Source organism: Pseudomonas sp. SK (genome assembly GCF_012975065.1).
Classification (GTDB): Bacteria; Pseudomonadota; Gammaproteobacteria; order Pseudomonadales; family Pseudomonadaceae; genus Aquipseudomonas; species Aquipseudomonas anuradhapurensis.
On sequence record NZ_CP051857.1, the window covers coordinates 5,404,677 to 5,421,238 of the forward strand.

Annotated in this window: 17 protein-coding genes; 5 read left to right on the forward strand and 12 right to left on the reverse strand. The window is 63.1% G+C overall.

Features of this window, described 5'->3' with window-relative positions; all coding sequences use genetic code 11:
• The first annotated feature begins 32 nt into the window (after window positions 1-32).
• The 3 genes from HG549_RS24610 (at window position 33) to HG549_RS24620 (ending at window position 3,152) form a co-directional block, all read left to right on the forward strand.
• Window positions 33-596 carry a DUF6436 domain-containing protein gene (locus HG549_RS24610; protein ID WP_170033543.1) on the forward strand — a complete coding sequence of 188 codons (564 nt, stop codon included), beginning with the start codon at window positions 33-35 and terminating at the stop codon, window positions 594-596.
• 85 nt (window positions 597-681) lie between these two features.
• A complete protein-coding gene (locus tag HG549_RS24615; protein WP_170033545.1) occupies window positions 682-2,880 on the forward strand; it encodes an S-type pyocin domain-containing protein in 2,199 nt (732 codons plus the stop codon).
• Complete coding sequence (locus HG549_RS24620) at window positions 2,877-3,152, forward strand: bacteriocin immunity protein (RefSeq protein ID WP_170033547.1); 276 nt, start codon at window positions 2,877-2,879, stop codon at window positions 3,150-3,152. The genes HG549_RS24615 and HG549_RS24620 overlap by 4 nt, the downstream gene beginning before the upstream one ends.
• A gap of 40 nt (window positions 3,153-3,192) precedes the next feature.
• Here HG549_RS24620 and HG549_RS24625 read toward each other — a convergent pair whose 3' ends face one another.
• Entirely contained in the window at window positions 3,193-3,744 is a 552-nt protein-coding gene (locus HG549_RS24625) for a sugar O-acetyltransferase (RefSeq protein ID WP_170033549.1), read from the reverse strand.
• A gap of 87 nt (window positions 3,745-3,831) precedes the next feature.
• On the opposite strand from HG549_RS24625, the gene HG549_RS24630 reads away from it, so the two are divergent.
• Both HG549_RS24630 and HG549_RS24635 read left to right on the forward strand, forming a co-directional pair.
• Window positions 3,832-6,195, forward strand: a complete 2,364-nt coding sequence (locus HG549_RS24630) for a penicillin acylase family protein (protein WP_170033551.1) — start codon at window positions 3,832-3,834, stop codon at window positions 6,193-6,195.
• A gap of 109 nt (window positions 6,196-6,304) precedes the next feature.
• A complete protein-coding gene (locus HG549_RS24635) occupies window positions 6,305-7,123 on the forward strand; it encodes an alpha/beta fold hydrolase (RefSeq protein ID WP_170033553.1) in 819 nt (272 codons plus the stop codon).
• 108 nt (window positions 7,124-7,231) lie between these two features.
• Here HG549_RS24635 and HG549_RS24640 read toward each other — a convergent pair whose 3' ends face one another.
• The 11 genes from HG549_RS24640 to oscA form a co-directional block, all read right to left on the reverse strand.
• Window positions 7,232-8,017, reverse strand: coding sequence for a MetQ/NlpA family ABC transporter substrate-binding protein (locus HG549_RS24640; RefSeq protein ID WP_170033555.1), 786 nt, complete (start codon window positions 8,015-8,017; stop codon window positions 7,232-7,234).
• A 173-nt stretch (window positions 8,018-8,190) separates the two neighbouring features.
• Window positions 8,191-9,021 (reverse strand): sigma 54-interacting transcriptional regulator, encoded by an 831-nt coding sequence (locus HG549_RS24645; protein ID WP_170033557.1) that lies wholly within the window; start codon window positions 9,019-9,021, stop codon window positions 8,191-8,193.
• Window positions 9,022-9,084: 63 nt separating this feature from the next.
• Complete coding sequence (locus HG549_RS24650) at window positions 9,085-9,666, reverse strand: alpha/beta hydrolase (protein WP_170033559.1); 582 nt, start codon at window positions 9,664-9,666, stop codon at window positions 9,085-9,087.
• A 334-nt stretch (window positions 9,667-10,000) separates the two neighbouring features.
• Complete coding sequence (locus HG549_RS24655; protein WP_170033581.1) at window positions 10,001-10,402, reverse strand: biopolymer transporter ExbD; 402 nt, start codon at window positions 10,400-10,402, stop codon at window positions 10,001-10,003.
• Window position 10,403: 1 nt separating this feature from the next.
• Window positions 10,404-11,123: a MotA/TolQ/ExbB proton channel family protein gene (locus HG549_RS24660; protein WP_170033583.1), complete on the reverse strand. Its 720-nt coding sequence runs from the start codon at window positions 11,121-11,123 to the stop codon at window positions 10,404-10,406.
• 27 nt (window positions 11,124-11,150) lie between these two features.
• Complete coding sequence (locus HG549_RS24665) at window positions 11,151-11,936, reverse strand: energy transducer TonB (protein ID WP_170033585.1); 786 nt, start codon at window positions 11,934-11,936, stop codon at window positions 11,151-11,153.
• A gap of 299 nt (window positions 11,937-12,235) precedes the next feature.
• Window positions 12,236-13,225 carry a sulfate/molybdate ABC transporter ATP-binding protein gene (locus HG549_RS24670; protein WP_170033587.1) on the reverse strand — a complete coding sequence of 330 codons (990 nt, stop codon included), beginning with the start codon at window positions 13,223-13,225 and terminating at the stop codon, window positions 12,236-12,238.
• Between the two features lie 3 nt (window positions 13,226-13,228).
• Window positions 13,229-14,101: a sulfate ABC transporter permease subunit CysW gene (cysW, locus tag HG549_RS24675; RefSeq protein ID WP_170033589.1), complete on the reverse strand. Its 873-nt coding sequence runs from the start codon at window positions 14,099-14,101 to the stop codon at window positions 13,229-13,231.
• A gap of 11 nt (window positions 14,102-14,112) precedes the next feature.
• Entirely contained in the window at window positions 14,113-14,931 is an 819-nt protein-coding gene (gene cysT / locus HG549_RS24680; RefSeq protein ID WP_170033591.1) for a sulfate ABC transporter permease subunit CysT, read from the reverse strand.
• Between the two features lie 187 nt (window positions 14,932-15,118).
• A complete protein-coding gene (locus tag HG549_RS24685) occupies window positions 15,119-16,126 on the reverse strand; it encodes a sulfate ABC transporter substrate-binding protein (protein WP_170033593.1) in 1,008 nt (335 codons plus the stop codon).
• 47 nt (window positions 16,127-16,173) lie between these two features.
• Window positions 16,174-16,356, reverse strand: a complete 183-nt coding sequence (gene oscA / locus HG549_RS24690; protein ID WP_003258557.1) for a sulfur starvation response protein OscA — start codon at window positions 16,354-16,356, stop codon at window positions 16,174-16,176.
• Window positions 16,357-16,562: the final 206 nt, after the last annotated feature.

Sequence of the window (16,562 nt, forward strand, 5' to 3'; positions counted from 1 at the left end):
CACCTCCTGCAAGGGGACCGCGGAAGACCTTCATGAAGAACCGGATCATCAAACCGCTGTGCATAGCAGTCGCCCTGCTGGTCGGAGCCGCCATCCTCTGGCAGGCCTACACAACCTTCCAGGCTCGTTACCTGCGTCCGTTCGACAACCAGACCACGCTGTTCGACGGCAGCCAACTGCAGCTACCCAGCGAAATGGCCGGCCCCGGGCCGATTCGTGTGGTGCACTTCTGGGACCCGGCCTGCCCGTGCAACGTCGGCAACCAGCAGCACCTGGGCGAGCTGGTCAGCCAGTTTGCCGAGCAAGGGGTGATCTTTCATGTGCTGCAAAAGCCAGGCAGCCATGGTCAGTTGCCGGCCAACCTGAGCAGCCTGCAGCCCATCGCCAGTCTGCCCGGTAGCGAACGGCTGCCGGCCTCTCCGGCCGTGGCCATCTGGGACAGGCAGGGCAACCTCGCCTACTTCGGCCCCTACAGCGAGGGCGCCGTGTGCAACGCCAGCAACAGCTTCATCGAGCCGGTGTTAAAGGCATTGCTCGCGAACCGGCCTGTACAGGCCGACAACACCCTTGCCTCAGGGTGCTATTGCCCCTGGTAGATAGCAAGCACCCAAGGATTATCTACAGCAGCAGCCCCCAGGAGGATTCTTACCGTAGCGACATACAGAGCAATGGAGAAACTGTATGTCTCAACACGGATCCGTCGAGCTAGCCGACAGCATTGTAAACGCCCCCCGTCTTCCACCAGTCCCGCAATATTTTTGGGGCCACAACCGCATACCGTCTCACTATCTGGCGTCGACCTTTCGACCCGGCCACCTGGTCATCGACCTGATCCCGCTGATCGAGCAAGACAAGCGTCAGGTCAAGCAAGCGTATGAAGAGCGCCAGACCACGCTGGAGCAAGAGCTCGACCAAGCCCTTCAAGACCATGCGGGTTCCCTTGCCGGTCTTGACGAAGTGCAATCCATCGAGCGGCGCATTGCAGCTGCCGACCTGCTCGCCACTCTGCTCGGGGCACGCCTGCAAAGCGCACGGCAACAAGCCGACAGCTTTTTTGGCCGTGACCCGGAGCATCGCACCTTCAACGAATTCCTGGCCGTCGCCCGCGGCCCGACCAGCCCGGCCGACCCACGCCAGTCTTGGCTTGACTCCTACCGCGCCGCGTTCGAGGCCAAGCATCTGCAGCGCCAGCAAAGCCGACTGACCAGCCGCCGTCACAGCCTGAGCGCGGCCCTGTCCACAGCCAGATGGAAAGCAAGCCACAACGGCGACATCGACCGTATGGTCAACCAGCTCGAGCACGCGCTTATTAACACGCACGCTGCCAGCCACGCTTTCGAGCAGGCTCAAGGCGCTCTGCAAACCCTGCTCACAGCCTTCGAGCGCCACCAGCACGAGGACATTGCCGAACAGGCAGCACTGGAACACAGCCGCGAGCTGGAACGCGAAATTTCCGACGCACTCAAGGCCCGCACGCTGCTAATGGAGACCTATGCCACCCGACATGCGCGCCAGCGTCAATTGACAGCGTCCTCGCAGTGGATCGACTTCACTCTGAACCGAGCCCGGACTGCTTCCAGCGACCGCAAGGCTGAACTGACCAAGCTGCAAACCCAGGTGCAAGAAAACACCGCGAGGTATGCAGCCATATCCGCTATGGAACAAGCAGCGGTAAGGCAGCTGCAGGCGCGGGCCGACAGCGCCATCACCGCCGCCTTCGATGAACAACACCTGCTCGCCGCCCTGTCTGGGCATACGCCCAGCAACACACCGGCCACCTTCAATGCCTGGACAGCCAGTACCCGACACGCGCTGGTATTGACCACTTCCAGCGGTGGCACAGCGCTATTCGAAGCTATCTGGCAAGACCTCGGAAAGGCCCTCGCCAGAGCCGCCGCGCAACTACTTGCGAGTGCCGCGCAAGGCATCGTCAGGTACGTACCACTGATGCTCTACTCCGCACGCTTGGGTGATGGCGAGCGCATGGGCGTGAGTGTTCCGCTGGTGCAGATGACACCCGATGCGGACCTGACCCAAGAAGCACACCGCAGGGCGGGCCAGGCTCTCGAACTGCCGCTGCGAATGAACGCAGTGCCGCAGGGCACGCAAACCGAACTATACCTTGCGGCCACCGACGGCAGCGGTCTGCTGCGTGATGTACGCGTTCGCCAGGCGCAGTGGGATGCTGCCCACGGTGCCTACCGCTTCACTGCCGAAGGCCCCGGTGGCGCGACGCTGCTATGGCACCCGGCCACACCACCCACGACCCTGGACGAGCTGGACCACAAGAGCGGCAACATGATCCCCGGCGCCACCATCGTCGAGGACCTGCAGAAACATCGCCCAGGCAGTATTGCCGTGCCGCCACAGGCGGACATCCGCACCTTCCCCGAACTGCCCGAACTGCAGATCGACGACTACGTCATCATCTTTCCAGCAGACTCAGGACTGGCGCCGATCTATGTGATGTTGCGCAGCCCCCGCAATATTCCGGGAGTTGCCAGCGGTAATGGGGTGCTTACGCCAGACAGGGTATTGGACGCAGCAAGCACGGCGGCAGGGGCGCCAATTCCCACGAGGATTGCGGAAAGGCTGAGGGGGCGAAGGTTCAGCAGGTTCGATAATCTACGGGAAGCAATCTGGATGGAGATCGCTGCGGATGAGGTGTTCAAACAGCATCTAGAATTTCTGAACGCTGACAACATGCGAAATGGCATTGCTCCTTACGCCCCCGAGAGTCATTGGGTAGGAAGACGAATAAAGCTGGAGATCCATCATAAGCATGAAATCGCAAGCGGTGGCGCAGTGTATGATCTGGACAATCTTGTACTCATGACACCGCGAGTTCATATTGATCACCACAAGGAGAGCAATCAATGACACTCAAGGGCAAACTGGAGGATTACACAGAAGATGAATTCCTCGCGCTCATAACAGAACTGTACGAAAATCGAGCGGGCCGCCGCGGTACTGAGTTAGAGAGCTTTCGAGACAGGATCATTTCCAATTTCAAAAAAATCACCGAACACCCTGATGGGGCTGATGTTCTGACACGCCCTCCAGCAGGCTCGGACAAAAGCCCTCAAGGCGTCATAAACCGCATTAAAGAATGGCGCGCCGCCAACGGCAAACCCGGCTTCAAGCCCGCCTGACCCACAAAGCCCTGCGGCAGAAACCGCAGGGCTTTTCATATTATCCGCGCACCCGCGCAGGGTTACCCACCACCGTCGCTCCCGCCGGTACATCCCGCGTCACCACACTACCGGCACCTACCACGGCGTTGTCGCCAATGGTCACCCCCGGCAGGATGATCGCTGCACCACCAATCCACACGTTGTTGCCGACGGTCACCGGCCGCCCGCTTTCCAACCCGGTGCGTCGCACCTCGGGGTCGAGCGGATGGTCGGCGGTGTAGATCTGCACGTTGGGGCCGATCTGGCAGTCGTCGCCGATACGCACCGGCAACACATCGAGAATCACGCAGTTGAAGTTCATGAAGGTATTGCGACCGACACTGATGTTGTAGCCATAGTCGCAATAGAACGGTGGGCGGATCACCGCGCCTTCGCCAACCTGGCCAAAATGCTCGGCCAGCAGCCCATGCCGTGCGTCGTTGAGCAATTCGACACTGTTGTTGTAACGGTGCATCCAGTGCTTGTTGGCGATCTGCTCGCCCTGCAGCTCGGGGCAGCCAGCATGATAGAGCTGGCCTGTAAGCATTTTCTGTTTTTCGCTGAGGGACATGGAAACTCCTTCCTGGGGACTATGCTCTGTTCGCGAATCCGCCCATGATCGGACCACATTTTTCGCTTGAATGCACAAGGAGCCTGAATGAAGCGCAGCCTGACCCTGTTGGCCGTAGTGGTTGCCATGGCCGCAGGCGCCGGATACTGGTACGTGCAGGGCAAACTGCCGCAACGCGAGGGCGAAGTGGCCATCGCCGGCCTTCAAGCGCCGGTCAGCGTGCGCTATGACGCCCGCGGCGTGCCGCACCTGCAGGCGCAGAGCGAGGCAGACCTGTACCGTGCGCTGGGCTATGTGCATGCCCAGGACCGGCTGTTCCAGATGGAAATCCTGCGCCGCCTGGCCCGTGGCGAGCTGGCCGAAGTGCTGGGCGACAAGCTGCTACCCACCGACACCCTGTTCCGCAGCCTGCGCATTCGCGAACAGGCGGCGCTGATGGCCGCGCGTCAGGACCGCCAGGCCCCTGCCTGGCAGGCCCTGCAGGCCTATCTCGATGGTGTGAACCACTGGCAGGCCAGTCACCCCAAGCCCGTCGAGTTCGACCTGCTCGGTATCACCCCGCGCCCATACACCGCCGAAGACACCCTGAGCATTGCCGGCTACATGGCCTACAGTTTCGCCGCTGCCTTTCGTACCGAGCCGGCACTGACTTATATCCGTGACCAGCTGGGCCCCGAGTACCTGGGCATCTTCGACCTCGGCTGGCAGCCGGAGGGCGCCCTGGGTACGCCGCTGGCCGCTGCCGACTGGCATAGCCTGGAGGCGCTCGCCCGCCTTAGCCATGAGGCGCTCGGCGCGGCCGGCATCCCGCAGTTCGAAGGCAGCAACGCCTGGGCCGTATCCGGCAGCCGTACCCGCAGCGGCAAGCCGTTGCTGGCCGGCGACCCGCATATCGGCTTCGCCGTGCCGGCGGTGTGGTACGAGGCCGAACTGTCGGCGCCCGGTTTCAACCTGTACGGCTACTTCCAGGCACTTAACCCGTTCGCCCTGCTCGGCCACAACCGCGACTTCGGCTGGAGCCTGACCATGTTCCAGAACGATGACATCGACCTGATTGCCGAACGCACCAACCCGGCTGACGCCAACCAGGTCATGATCGATGGCCAATGGCAGGCGCTGGAGAAGTCCGAGCAGCAGATCGCCGTGAAAGGCGCAGCGCCGGTGACCCTCAGCCTGCGCCGATCGCCCCACGGCCCGATCGTCAACGACGTACTGGGCGCCACCGCCGGGCCCACGCCGATCGCCATGTGGTGGGCATTCCTGGAAACCGAAAACCCGATCCTCGATGGCTTCTACCAGATCAACCGTGCCGACACCCTGAGCAAAATGCGCGAAGCCGCCGCCAAGGTGCACGCGCCCGGGCTGAACTTCGTCTGGGCCAATGCCCGTGGCGACATTGGCTGGTGGGCGGCGGCGCAGCTGCCGATCCGCCCCGACGGGGTCGACCCGGCCTTCATTCTCGACGGCGCCAGCGCCCAGGCCGACAAGCTCGGCTTCTACCCCTTCAGCGTCAACCCGCAGCAGGAGAACCCGGCGCGTGGCTATATCGTGTCGGCCAATTACCAACCGCCGGCAGCGGTGCCGATACCGGGTTACTACAACCTGCCGGACCGTGGCCGTCAGCTCGACAACCAACTGGCCAACCCCGAGGTGAAGTGGGACACGCAAAACAGCCAGACGCTACAGCTGGGCACCGCCAGCGATTATGGCCCGCGTACCCTTGCCCCGCTGCTGGCAACACTGCGCGCGGTGGCCGAGGGTGACGAAGAGAAGGAGCTGGTGGAGCAACTGGCCGCCTGGGCGGGTGACTATCCGCTGGATTCGGTCAGCGCCACGCTGTTCAACCAGTTCCTCTACGAACTGGCGTTTGCCGCACTGCATGACGAACTGGGCGATACCTGGTTCCCGGTGCTGATCAGCACCCGCGCCATCGACGCCGCGCTGCCGCGCCTGGCGGCGGATGCCGATTCGCCCTGGTGGAACAGCCGTGGTGACAACCAGCGCAGCGACCGTACCGCCATCGTGCGCACGGCCTGGCAGCACAGCCTGAAGCACCTGCGCGACACCTTGGGCAACGACCCGGCCAGCTGGCAGTGGGGCAAGGCCCACACCCTGACCCACAACCACCCGCTTGGGGTGAAGAAGCCACTGCACCTGCTGTTCAACGTCGGCCCGTTCGCCGCGCCGGGTACCCATGAGGTACCGAACAACCTCTCGGCGAAGATCGGCCCGGCGCCTTGGCCGGTGACCTATGGGCCGTCTACGCGGCGGTTGATCGACTTTGCCGATGCTGGGCAGGCGTTGACCAGCAACCCGGTCGGGCAGAGTGGCGTGCCGTTCGACGGGCACTACGCGGACCAGGCCGAGGGCTATGTGCAGGGGCAATACCAGCGGGCGCAGATGGGCGTGATTCCAGCGCAGAGCACCTTGCGATTGGTGCCAGGGCCGTGAGGGTCTGCTTCCGCGCCCACCCTGTAGCAGCGGCCTTGTGTCGCGATGGGCCGCACAGCGGCCCCGACAATTTCAAATACTCTACAGTCCTCCAGCCGAGACCCACTCCATGCAAAGACACTTCATCGAAATCGACGGCGCCCGGATGAGCTACGTCGACCAGGGCCAGGGCTTCCCGGTGCTGCTCGGCCATAGCTACCTGTGGTCAGCCGACATGTGGCAGCCACAGATCGAGGCCCTGTCGGCGCACTTTCGCGTCATCGTGCCCGAGCTGTGGGGCCACGGCGGCTCCGACGCCCCGCCCGCCACGACCACCGACATGAGCGCCCTGGCCCGCCAGCACCTGGCGCTGCTGGATGCCCTGGATATCGGCCAATGCCACCTGGTCGGCCTGTCGGTCGGTGGCATGTGGGGCGCGCAGCTGGCCCTGGAGCACCCCCAGCGGGTCGACCGCCTGGTATTGATGGATACCTACCTCGGCGCCGAACCGGAGGCGACCCGGCTCAAGTATTTCGGCCTGCTGGACGCGGCCAGTGGCGCAGGCATGTTCCCGGAGCCCTTGCTGGATATCGTCGTGCCGATCTTCTTCCACGCGGGCGGGCAGACGGTGCCGCAGGTGCGGGAAAGCTTCCGGGCAGCACTGAAGGCGAGCAGTGCCGAAGTTATTCGGCAAAGCCTCGATCCCCTGGGGCGAGTGATTTTTGGCCGACCTGACCTGCTGTCACGGCTGGGTGAGCTGGCCAGCGAGCGGACCATCGTGGTCTGTGGCGACCAGGACATTCCACGGCCACCAGCAGAGTCCATCGAAATGGCGCAGCTCATTGGTTGCCTGGCGGCGCAGATCCCCTTCGCCGGGCATATCTCCAGCCTGGAGAACCCACGGGTGGTCAATGAATTCCTGCTGAACTGGCTGCCGCGCAACCCGTGAGATTGCCGGGGCTGCCTTGCAGCCTATCGCCGGCAGAGCCTGTGACAACCCTGTAGAAACAAAAACGCCGACACGAATGCGTCGGCGTTTTTTTCATACGGCTGCGGATCAGAACGCCGGCAGTACGGCACCTTCATACTTCTTGGCGATGAAAGCTTTCACTTCCGGGCTGGTCAGGGCCTTGGCCAGCTTCTGGATGGCTTCGCTGTTCTTGTTGTCCGGGCGGGCGACCAGGAAGTTCACGTATGGCGAGTCGCTGCCTTCGATCACCAGCGCATCCTTGGCCGGGTTCAGGCCGGCTTCTAGGGCGTAGTTGGTGTTGATCATGTCCAGGTCGACCTGGTCCAGCACGCGCGGCAGCATGGCCGATTCAAGCTCGCGGAACTTCAGCTTCTTCGGGTTCTCGGCGATGTCCTTGGGCGTGGCCAGGGCGTTTTTCGGGTCCTTCAGGGTAATCAGGCCAGCCTTCTGCAGCAGCAGCAGGGCACGGCCACTGTTGCTACCCTCGTTGGGGATGGCAACGGTGGCGCCTTCTTTCAGTTCGCTCAGGTTCTTGACCTTCTTCGAGTAGCCACCGAACGGCTCGACGTGAACACCGATCACGGTTTCCAGGTGGGTGCCCTTGCCTTCGTTGAAGTTCTGCAGGTATGGCAGGGTCTGGAAGTAGTTGGCGTCCAGACGCTTCTGGTCAACCTGCACGTTTGGCTGCACGTAGTCGGTGAATACCTTGATCTGCAGGTCTACACCTTCCTTGGCCAGGGTCGGCTTGATCAGCTCGAGGATTTCAGCGTGCGGTACCGGGGTAGCGGCAACCACCAGTTTCTCGGCGGCAGCAGCCAGGCCGGCGAACGACAGGGCAGCGGCCAGGGCAGTGGTCAGCAGGGTCTTCTTCATGGTGGTCCTTGTTCTGGTCTGGCCATCGACGATGGCGAATCGGGTGCCCAACCGGTTCATCAGCGGGCGTGGGATGGACGATACCTAGATTTTTTATTCCGCAAAAATATCTTTTAATTAGCTGCTTATTCCAAAAACAAACTGCCATCAGTCACTTTGTTCATTAGCGACGTCTAGCGCGCCGGGCTGGCTAAATCGAGGTCGTCCGGCACAATTTCTTCACCCTCGCTCACCAGCAAGGCGAAGTGGATGACATTTTCCAGTTCGCGGGTGTTGCCCGGCCACAGGTGCGCTTCCAGCACCTGTTGCGCGGCCTCGCTCACCAACGGCACCGGCCGTTGCAGGCGCACGCTGTAGATGCCCACGAAGTATTCGGCCAGTGGCAGGATATCGCCTGGCCGCTCACGCAACGGCGGCAGCTCCAGCGCCCCTTCGCGCAGGTACTGGTACAGGCGCTCGTTGAAGCGTCCTGCGCGCACGACCCGGGCCAGGTCGATGCTGCTGGCGGCCACCAGGCGTACATCCACCGGTTGCGGCTGCTGCGCACCGACCCGGGTAACCTCACGGTTTTCCAGGGCGGCCAGCAGCTTGCCCTGGATCGCCAACGGCAAGTCGGCAATCTCGTCCAGGTACAGCGTGCCGCCGTTGGCCGAGCCGAACCAGCCGGCGCGGCTGCTGGCCGTACCGCCATGGCTGCCGGCGCTGTAGCCGAACAGCTCGGCTTCGGCATAGTTGGGGCTGATGGCCGCACAGTTGACCGACACGAACAACCCGCCGCGGTCACTGGCGCGGTGGATCTGCCGAGCCAGCAGTTCCTTGCCGGTGCCGGTTTCACCACGGATCAGCACTGGCAAGGGCTGCGGTGCCAGGCGCTCGAGTTGCTCACGCAACTGCTGGGAACGCGGGTCGATGAAAACCAGCGCCTTGGCGCGAATGCTCAGTGGGCTCTTGTCCAGTTCGGGGAAAGTCAGCAGCGGCTGGCCAAACGGGTTTTGAAAAGTCATGACAAACTCCCGCCCCAGGCCTGCAGTGGCCGGGCGTCGGCAAACGGTAGACAGTCTGGGTAATCAGGCGCGGCGCAAAGCGTGCTGCTCGACCCGGTTCTGCAAGCGATACAGGTAAGCGAAACCTTGTTCCCAGCGCTCATGGCCGGACTTGACGTTGATGTGCCCAGCGTTGGTCAGCAGCCCCGCTTCGGCGCCCCAGGCCTGGGCCAGGTACAGCGCCCGTGGCACGCTCACGGCCGGGTCGTTGTCCGAACTGACTACCTGGCTGGGGAACGGCAGGGCCTCGGTCGGGATCGGCGCGAAGTTGCGCAAGGCGGGTGCGCAACTGGGCCGCTCGACATCCGCCGGGGCCACCAGCAAGGCACCACGCACCCGTCGCAGCAGTGCCGGGCTGGCCTGGGCGGCCCAATGGGCGACCGTGACGCAGCCCAGGCTGTGGGCAATCAGGATCACCGGCGAGCGCTCTGCAGCGATCGCCAGCTCCAGCGCTTGCACCCAGTCCTGGCGCTGCGGGGTCAGCCAGTCCTGCTGCTCGACCCGCGCGCTGTTGGGCAGGGTGCGTTGCCAGTGGCTTTGCCAATGATTGTCTGGCGATCCTTGCCAGCCCGGCACAATCAGGTAACGGATCGACTCGTTGCGCATGGGGACGCCTCCAGTGGGTTTGCGTGCTTGGAGACCAGTATAGGGCGGCAGTTATATCAGTAAAGGAATAAGAAGCTATTTATTAATAACCAAAATTCAATGCTGATATGATCCCTTTGTAGGAGCGGCCTTGTGTCACGATGGGCCGCAAAGCGGCCCCAAATCTGCTTTCCGGATTTTCCTGACGAACCGCAGCTGCTGGTCCTGGGGCCGCTTTGCGGCCCATCGCGACACAAGGCCGCTCCTACACGGGATCGCGCAGGGCAAAAAAAAAGGGCCATCCCCTGCCAAGAGATATGGCCCCTAAGCACTTGCCTGAAGAAGATTGCCGGGTTCAGCGCGCGGTAATCACCGCCAGCTTGCTGATGCCCGCACGTTCGATCGCCGCCATGGCCCGTGCCACTTCGCCGTAGTTGACACCGTCGTCGGCCTGCAGCTGCACACGCACTTGCGGGTCCTGGTCCTTGGCGGCCTTGAGGCTGGTTTCCAGCAGATCTGGCTGAATCTGGTCCTTGTTGATGAACAGCTTGCCGTCACCATCGATGCTGACCACCAGCGGGTCCTTCTGCTCCACCGGCGCCACGGCCTCGGTCTTGGGCAGGTTGACAGGGATCGCGTTGGTCAGCAGCGGCGCGGTGACGATGAACACCACCAGCAGCACCAACATGACGTCCACCAAGGGCGTAACGTTGATTTCGCTGAGGACTTCGTCAGTATCCTGGGTCGAGAAGGCCATATCAGGATGCCTCCTTCACTGGCTGGGTGAAGCCGCCCTGATAGGGATGCACGGTCGGGTGCACCAGTACGCGGAAGGCACTCTTCTGCGCCAGGCTGTAGAAGTCGTGGGCGAAGTCATCGAGGTCGGCGGCAGTGAGCTTGAGGCGGCGCAGGAAATAGTTGTAGACCAGCACCGCCGGTACCGCGACGGCAATCCCCACACCGGTGGCCACCAGTGCCGCACCAATCGGCCCGGCGACGGTTTCAAGGCTGGCAGAGCCGGCCGCACTGATGCCCTTGAGTGCTTCCATGATGCCCCACACGGTGCCGAACAGGCCGATGAAGGGCGACGTGCTGCCGATACTGGCGACCACCGCCAGGCCGGTTTCCAGCGAGCGGCGCTCCCGCACGATCTGCTGGCGCAGCGCGCGCTCCAGGCGGTCCTGATGGTTGATGGCGTGGCTCAAGTCGCTGGCCTGGGTATCGCCCACGGCGATGGCGGCGTAGCCGGACTGGGCCACGCGTGCAGCCGGGCCCGGCAGTTCGTGGCTGGGTTCGGCGGCCGAGTCCAGGCTCGAGGCGGCCCAGAACTGCTGCTGGAAGCGCTTGTCCTGATGCTTCAACCGCACGAACTGCACGGCCTTGACCAGGGCCAGGCCCCAGGTGACGACAGAGAAACCAATCAACAGCCAGATGACTGCGCTTTCAACGGATTCGAGAGGGGATGCCAGCAGGCTCATGATGTGTCTTCCTGTGTTCTGCGGAAATTAGCGAAGCTTGAAATCGATCGGCACACTGACCCAGCCGGTCTGGGCCACGTCGCCCTGCTTGGCCGGGACGAAACTCCAGCGCTTGACCGCCGCCAGCGCGGCGGCGTCGAGGGCATCGCGGCCACTGCTCTTCTGGACCTGGATCTGTCCGGGCCTGCCGCTGGGCAGCACCTCGACGCGCAACAGCACGCTGCCTTCCCAGCCACGGCGCAGGGCCAACTGCGGGTACTCCGGCGCCGGGTTCTTCAGGTACGCGGCGTTCGCCGATGCCGGGGTTATCGGGGCCGGCGCGGCAGGCGCAGGTGCCGGCGCTGCCGGGGCGGCTACCGGCACCGGCGGCGCAGCTTCGAGCGGCTTGGGCTGTGGCTTGGGTGGTTGCTTTACCACCGGCTTGGGCTTGGCTTTCGGTTTGCTGGCCAGTTCGTCGACCACCGGAGGCGGTGGCGGCTGGACCACGGGTGGTGCCGGGGCGGGTGGCGGCGGCTCGACCACAGGCGGGGCCGGCGCGGCGAATTCGATGGTCATGGGCGGCACCTGCGGCGGCACCACCGGTAGCTCCGGCGTTGGCGCCCGGCTGATCCAGTAGGCGACCGCAGCATGCAGCGCCAGCGCCAGCAGGCCCAGCGCCAGCTTGTCGCGGCGCTTCAGCCCGCTGACCGGCGTGCGTTGCAGGCGCAGCTGGCCGAGCGGGAGGCGAAGCGTGCGCCCGAGCTCGACCAGGTCACCCGGAGCGGTGCGCCATGGCTGGTCGTAGGCCTTCATGGCCGACTGGACATTACCCATTGATAAAACTCCCAGGGTCTCGATTCAGGGTGTGGCTGAATCATGGAACCAGGGCTCTTATCCCTTAAAGGAATGTTTGAAATTATGCTTAGAATGTAAATGAATATGCGTTTTCTGTGATGGCTTCGAAGCCGCGAATTCCGTGGGCTGCGGCCGGGGCCGGGAAAAAGCGGTGCGTCAGGCGCATGCAAAATATGCGCGCAATGCATGGATTTGCAGGCTTGCGCAGCGGCCCGGCCCCCCCGCCAGGCATGAAAAAACCCGGGACGACGCCCGGGTTTCTCAGGTTCGAAGGCGGCTCAGATATCCGCCACTTTCTGCCAGACCTTCGGCCGGAAGAACAATGTTTCGCCGCGCACCAACCCGGTCAGGCTGTCGTGGTCCTTGACCACCTCGGCCTCGATCAGCTCGCTCTGCCCTTCCACCTTCAGGGTCACCCGGGTGGTAGCGCCCAGCGGACGAATATCGCGCACCTCTGCAGCATGGTGTCCCTCGGTCTCGTGCCGCGACAGCGACACTTCGTGCGGGCGGAACAGCACATGGTGCCCTTCGCTCAAGGCCAGGCGGTTGGAGTCACCCAGGAAGTGGTAGACGAAATCGTTGGCCGGGTGCTCGTACACCTCGCCCGGCGAGCCGATCTGCTCGATCACGCCCTTGTTCATCACCACGATGCGGTCAGCCACTTCCATGGCTTCTTCCTGGTCGTGAGTGACGAATACCGAGGTCAGGTTGATGTCCTCGTGCAGGCGCGCCAGCCAGCGACGCAGCTCCTTGCGCACCTTGGCGTCCAGCGCACCGAACGGCTCGTCCAGCAGCAGCACCTTGGGCTCCACTGCCAGCGCACGGGCCAGGGCGATCCGCTGGCGCTGGCCACCGGACAGCTGCTCGGGGTAGCGGTCGGACAGCCAGTCCAGCTGCACCATGTTCAGCAGCTCATGCACCTTTTCGGCGATCCTGCTCTCGCTCGGGCGCTCACCCTTGGGCTTCATGCGCAGGCCGAAGGCGACGTTGTCGAACACACTCATGTGGCGGAACAAGGCGTAGTGCTGGAACACGAAACCGACGTTGCGGTCACGCACGTCATGGCCGGACACATCTTCGCCATGAAACACGATATTGCCCTGGTCGGGGGTTTCCAGCCCGGCGATGATGCGCAACAGGGTGGTCTTGCCGCAGCCGGACGGGCCAAGCAGGGCCACCAGCTCGCCGCTGTTGATGTCCAGGTTGATGTTGTCCAGTGCCTGGAAGCTGTTGAAGCGCTTGCTGACGTTACGAACTTCGATCGACATGAATCATTCCTCCGCGGCGCTATGGCGCAGGCGGTTAATACGGTTCTCGCTCCACTGCTTGAGCAGCAGGATGAAGAGCGCCATGATCAGCAGCAGGCTGGCCACGCTGAAGGCCGCCACGTGGTTGTACTCGTTGTAGAGAATCTCCACGTGCAGCGGCAAGGTGTTGGTCACGCCGCGAATATGGCCTGACACCACCGACACGGCGCCAAACTCGCCCATGGCCCGCGCGGTGCACAGCACCACGCCGTAGATCAGGCCCCATTTGATGTTCGGCAAAGTCACATGCCAGAACATCTGCCAGCCATTGGCGCCGAGCAGGCGCGCAGCCTCCTCCTCTTGCGTGCCCTGCTCCTGCATCAGCGGGATCAGTTCACGGGCCACGAACGGCACGGTGACGAAGATGGTGGCGAGGACGATGCCCGGCAGGGCGAACACGATCTGGATGTCGTGGTCCTGCAGCCACGGCCCGAACAGGCCCTGCGCGCCGAACATGAGCACGTACACCAGGCCGGCGATCACCGGCGACACCGAGAACGGCAGGTCGATCAGGGTGACCAGGAGGCTCTTGCCACGGAAGGTGTACTTGCTCACGCACCAGGCGGCGCTGACGCCGAACACCAGGTTGAGCGGTACCGAAATGGCTACCGCGATCAGGGTCAGCTTCAAGGCCGACAACGCGTCCGGTTCGAGGATCGCCTCGAAGAATGTGCCAAAGCCGTTCTTCAGCGCCTGCGACACCACGATCACCAGCGGCAGCAACAGGAACAGCGCGAATACCAGCCAGCCAAGGCTGATCAGGACGCGCCGCGAAGTCGCACTGCCACGGCGGGCGGCGTTGGCGGCGGCGGTTGCATTCAGGGTTGAACTGGACATGCCGGCCTCCTTCAAGGGGTTTCGATGCGGCGCTGCAGCAGGTTGATCAGCAGCAGCAGGATGAAGGAAACCACCAGCATCAATACGCCGATGGCGGTCGCGCCGGTGTAGTCGTACTGGTCGAGCTTGACCATGATCAGCAGCGGCAGGATCTCGGTCTTCATCGGCATGTTGCCGGCAATGAAGATCACTGAACCATACTCGCCCACACCGCGGGCAAAGGCCAGGGCAAAGCCGGTGAGCCAGGCGGGCAGCAGCGCCGGCGCCAGCACATGGCGGAACACCTGCAGCGGCTTGGCGCCCAGGCAGGCAGCGGCCTCCTCGACTTCGCGCGGGATGTCGGCCAGTACCGGTTGTACCGTGCGCACCACGAACGGCAGGGTGACGAAGGTCAGGGCCAGGGTGATGCCCAGCGGGGTGTAGGCGATCTTGAAGCCAAGGTCGGTGGCGAACTGGCCGACCCAGCCCGAAGGCGCGTACAGGGCAGTCAGGGCGATGCCGGCAACGGCGGTGGGCAGGGCAAATGGCAGGTCGATCATCGCATCGATGACCTTGCGCCCGGGGAAGGTGTAGCGCACCAGCACCCAGGCCAGCAAGGTGCCGATCAGGCCGTTGATGATGGCGGCGAACAGGGCGGTGCCGAAACTCAGCTTGAGCGCGGCGATCACCCGCGGTGCACTGATGACGTTCCAGAACTGCTCCCAGGTCAGCTGCGCGGCATGCACGAACATGGCGGCCAGCGGTATCAGCACGATCAGGCTGAGATACACCAAGGTGTAGCCCAGCGTCAGCCCGAAGCCGGGTATGACGGGGGAAATACGGCGTGACATAAATATCCCTGGTTGAACGCACGAAGCCCGGGATCAATCCCGGGCCGGTGCAGGCTTGTAAATCCTGGGGCTGCCTTGCAGCCCTTTCGCGACGCAAGGCCGCTCCTACAGAAGCTCGCGTATTCCTTGTAGGAGCGGCTTTGCGTCGCGAAAGGGCCGCCAAGCGGCCCCCGCTTTTCCGTGGCGCTTACTGTGCCTGATAGATCTGGTCGAACACACCGCCATCATTGAAGAACTTGGGTTGTGCAGTCTTCCAGCCACCGAAGTCCTTGTCGATAGTGACCAGTTCCAGGCTCGGGAACTGCTTGCCGAACTCGGCAGCCACCTTGGCGTCACGCGGGCGGTAGAAATTCTCGGCCGCAATCTTCTGCCCGGCCGGGCTGTACAGGTGCTTGAGGTATTCGTTGGCGATCTCGGTGTTGCCCTTCTTCTCGGCGTTCTTGTCGACCACCGCCACCGGCGGTTCGGCCAGGATCGACAGCGATGGCACGACGATTTCGAACTTGTCGGCGCCACCGTCTTCCTTCAGCGCCAGGAAGGCCTCGTTTTCCCAGGCCAGCAGCACGTCGCCCTGGCCGTTGTTGACGAAGGTGATGGTCGAGCCACGGGCGCCGGTATCCAGCACCGGCACGTGCTTGAACAGCTCCTGCACGTAGGCCTTGGCCTTGTCTTCGCTACCCCCGGTCTTCAGGCCATAGGCCCACGCGGCGAGGAAGTTCCAGCGGGCGCCGCCGGAGGTCTTCGGGTTGGGGGTGATCACCGACACATCCTTCTTGACCAGGTCGCCCCAATCCTTGATGCCTTTGGGGTTGCCCTTGCGCACCAGGAACACGATGGTCGAGGTATACGGGGTGCTGGCGTCCGGCAGGCGCTTCTGCCAGTCCGCGGGCAAGGTCTTGCCAAGCTTGGCGACTTCGTCGATGTCGCCAGCCAGGGCCAGGGTCACCACGTCGGCGCGCAGGCCGTCGATCACCGCACGGGCCTGCTTGCCCGAGCCGCCGTGAGATTGCTGGATCTTCACCGTGTCGCCCGGGTGGGCCTGTTGCCAGTGCTTGATGAACTCGGCGTTGTATTGCTGATAAAGCTCACGGGTCGGGTCGTAGGACACGTTCAGCAGTTCGTAGTCCTTGGCGATGGCGGAACCGGCAAAAACAGCGCTGGCCAGGGCGGCGAGCGCATAACGGCGGATGGACATGGTGAAGCTCCCGATTGGCATTTTTCTAGTTTTGGATGGGTAGGCGATCAGCCGGTCTTGTTGCCGGGCTGTTGCAGGCGGAATTTCTCCTTGCGCTCGATCTGTACGACCTGAGCGTTGTGCACAGTGATCTCCACCGCACCGAAACGCAGGTCGCGCAGGGCGCTCTGGATTTCCCGCAGAATGGTGGCTTCGTCCTGACCGTCGATGCTACGCAGAGATGCACTCATGCTCGTTCTCCTTGGAATGAGGGTGCCGGGCTGAGGTTTGAAGGGGAATTACGCCTGGCTTGAGGCAATAGTAGTGAGGCGATGTTATTCTTAAAAATACTGTTTAAGAATGTTTATATAACCAAACAAAAAGGCGATATTGAAAGCGACAGAAGCCCCTGTGGGAGCGGGTTCACCCGCGAATGCGGCAGCGGCTCCACCATCGC

What these genes read in the sequence shown, in the direction of transcription:
- HG549_RS24610 (WP_170033543.1), top strand. Translation starts at nt 33, where the DNA reads ATGAAGAACCGGATCATCAAACCGCTGTGCATAGCAGTCGCCCTGCTG.
- HG549_RS24615 (WP_170033545.1), top strand. Translation starts at nt 682, where the DNA reads ATGTCTCAACACGGATCCGTCGAGCTAGCCGACAGCATTGTAAACGCC.
- HG549_RS24620 (WP_170033547.1), top strand. Translation starts at nt 2,877, where the DNA reads ATGACACTCAAGGGCAAACTGGAGGATTACACAGAAGATGAATTCCTC.
- HG549_RS24625 (WP_170033549.1), bottom strand. Translation starts at nt 3,744, where the DNA reads ATGTCCCTCAGCGAAAAACAGAAAATGCTTACAGGCCAGCTCTATCAT.
- HG549_RS24630 (WP_170033551.1), top strand. Translation starts at nt 3,832, where the DNA reads ATGAAGCGCAGCCTGACCCTGTTGGCCGTAGTGGTTGCCATGGCCGCA.
- HG549_RS24635 (WP_170033553.1), top strand. Translation starts at nt 6,305, where the DNA reads ATGCAAAGACACTTCATCGAAATCGACGGCGCCCGGATGAGCTACGTC.
- HG549_RS24640 (WP_170033555.1), bottom strand. Translation starts at nt 8,017, where the DNA reads ATGAAGAAGACCCTGCTGACCACTGCCCTGGCCGCTGCCCTGTCGTTC.
- HG549_RS24645 (WP_170033557.1), bottom strand. Translation starts at nt 9,021, where the DNA reads ATGACTTTTCAAAACCCGTTTGGCCAGCCGCTGCTGACTTTCCCCGAA.
- HG549_RS24650 (WP_170033559.1), bottom strand. Translation starts at nt 9,666, where the DNA reads ATGCGCAACGAGTCGATCCGTTACCTGATTGTGCCGGGCTGGCAAGGA.
- HG549_RS24655 (WP_170033581.1), bottom strand. Translation starts at nt 10,402, where the DNA reads ATGGCCTTCTCGACCCAGGATACTGACGAAGTCCTCAGCGAAATCAAC.
- HG549_RS24660 (WP_170033583.1), bottom strand. Translation starts at nt 11,123, where the DNA reads ATGAGCCTGCTGGCATCCCCTCTCGAATCCGTTGAAAGCGCAGTCATC.
- HG549_RS24665 (WP_170033585.1), bottom strand. Translation starts at nt 11,936, where the DNA reads ATGGGTAATGTCCAGTCGGCCATGAAGGCCTACGACCAGCCATGGCGC.
- HG549_RS24670 (WP_170033587.1), bottom strand. Translation starts at nt 13,225, where the DNA reads ATGTCGATCGAAGTTCGTAACGTCAGCAAGCGCTTCAACAGCTTCCAG.
- cysW (WP_170033589.1), bottom strand. Translation starts at nt 14,101, where the DNA reads ATGTCCAGTTCAACCCTGAATGCAACCGCCGCCGCCAACGCCGCCCGC.
- cysT (WP_170033591.1), bottom strand. Translation starts at nt 14,931, where the DNA reads ATGTCACGCCGTATTTCCCCCGTCATACCCGGCTTCGGGCTGACGCTG.
- HG549_RS24685 (WP_170033593.1), bottom strand. Translation starts at nt 16,126, where the DNA reads ATGTCCATCCGCCGTTATGCGCTCGCCGCCCTGGCCAGCGCTGTTTTT.
- oscA (WP_003258557.1), bottom strand. Translation starts at nt 16,356, where the DNA reads ATGAGTGCATCTCTGCGTAGCATCGACGGTCAGGACGAAGCCACCATT.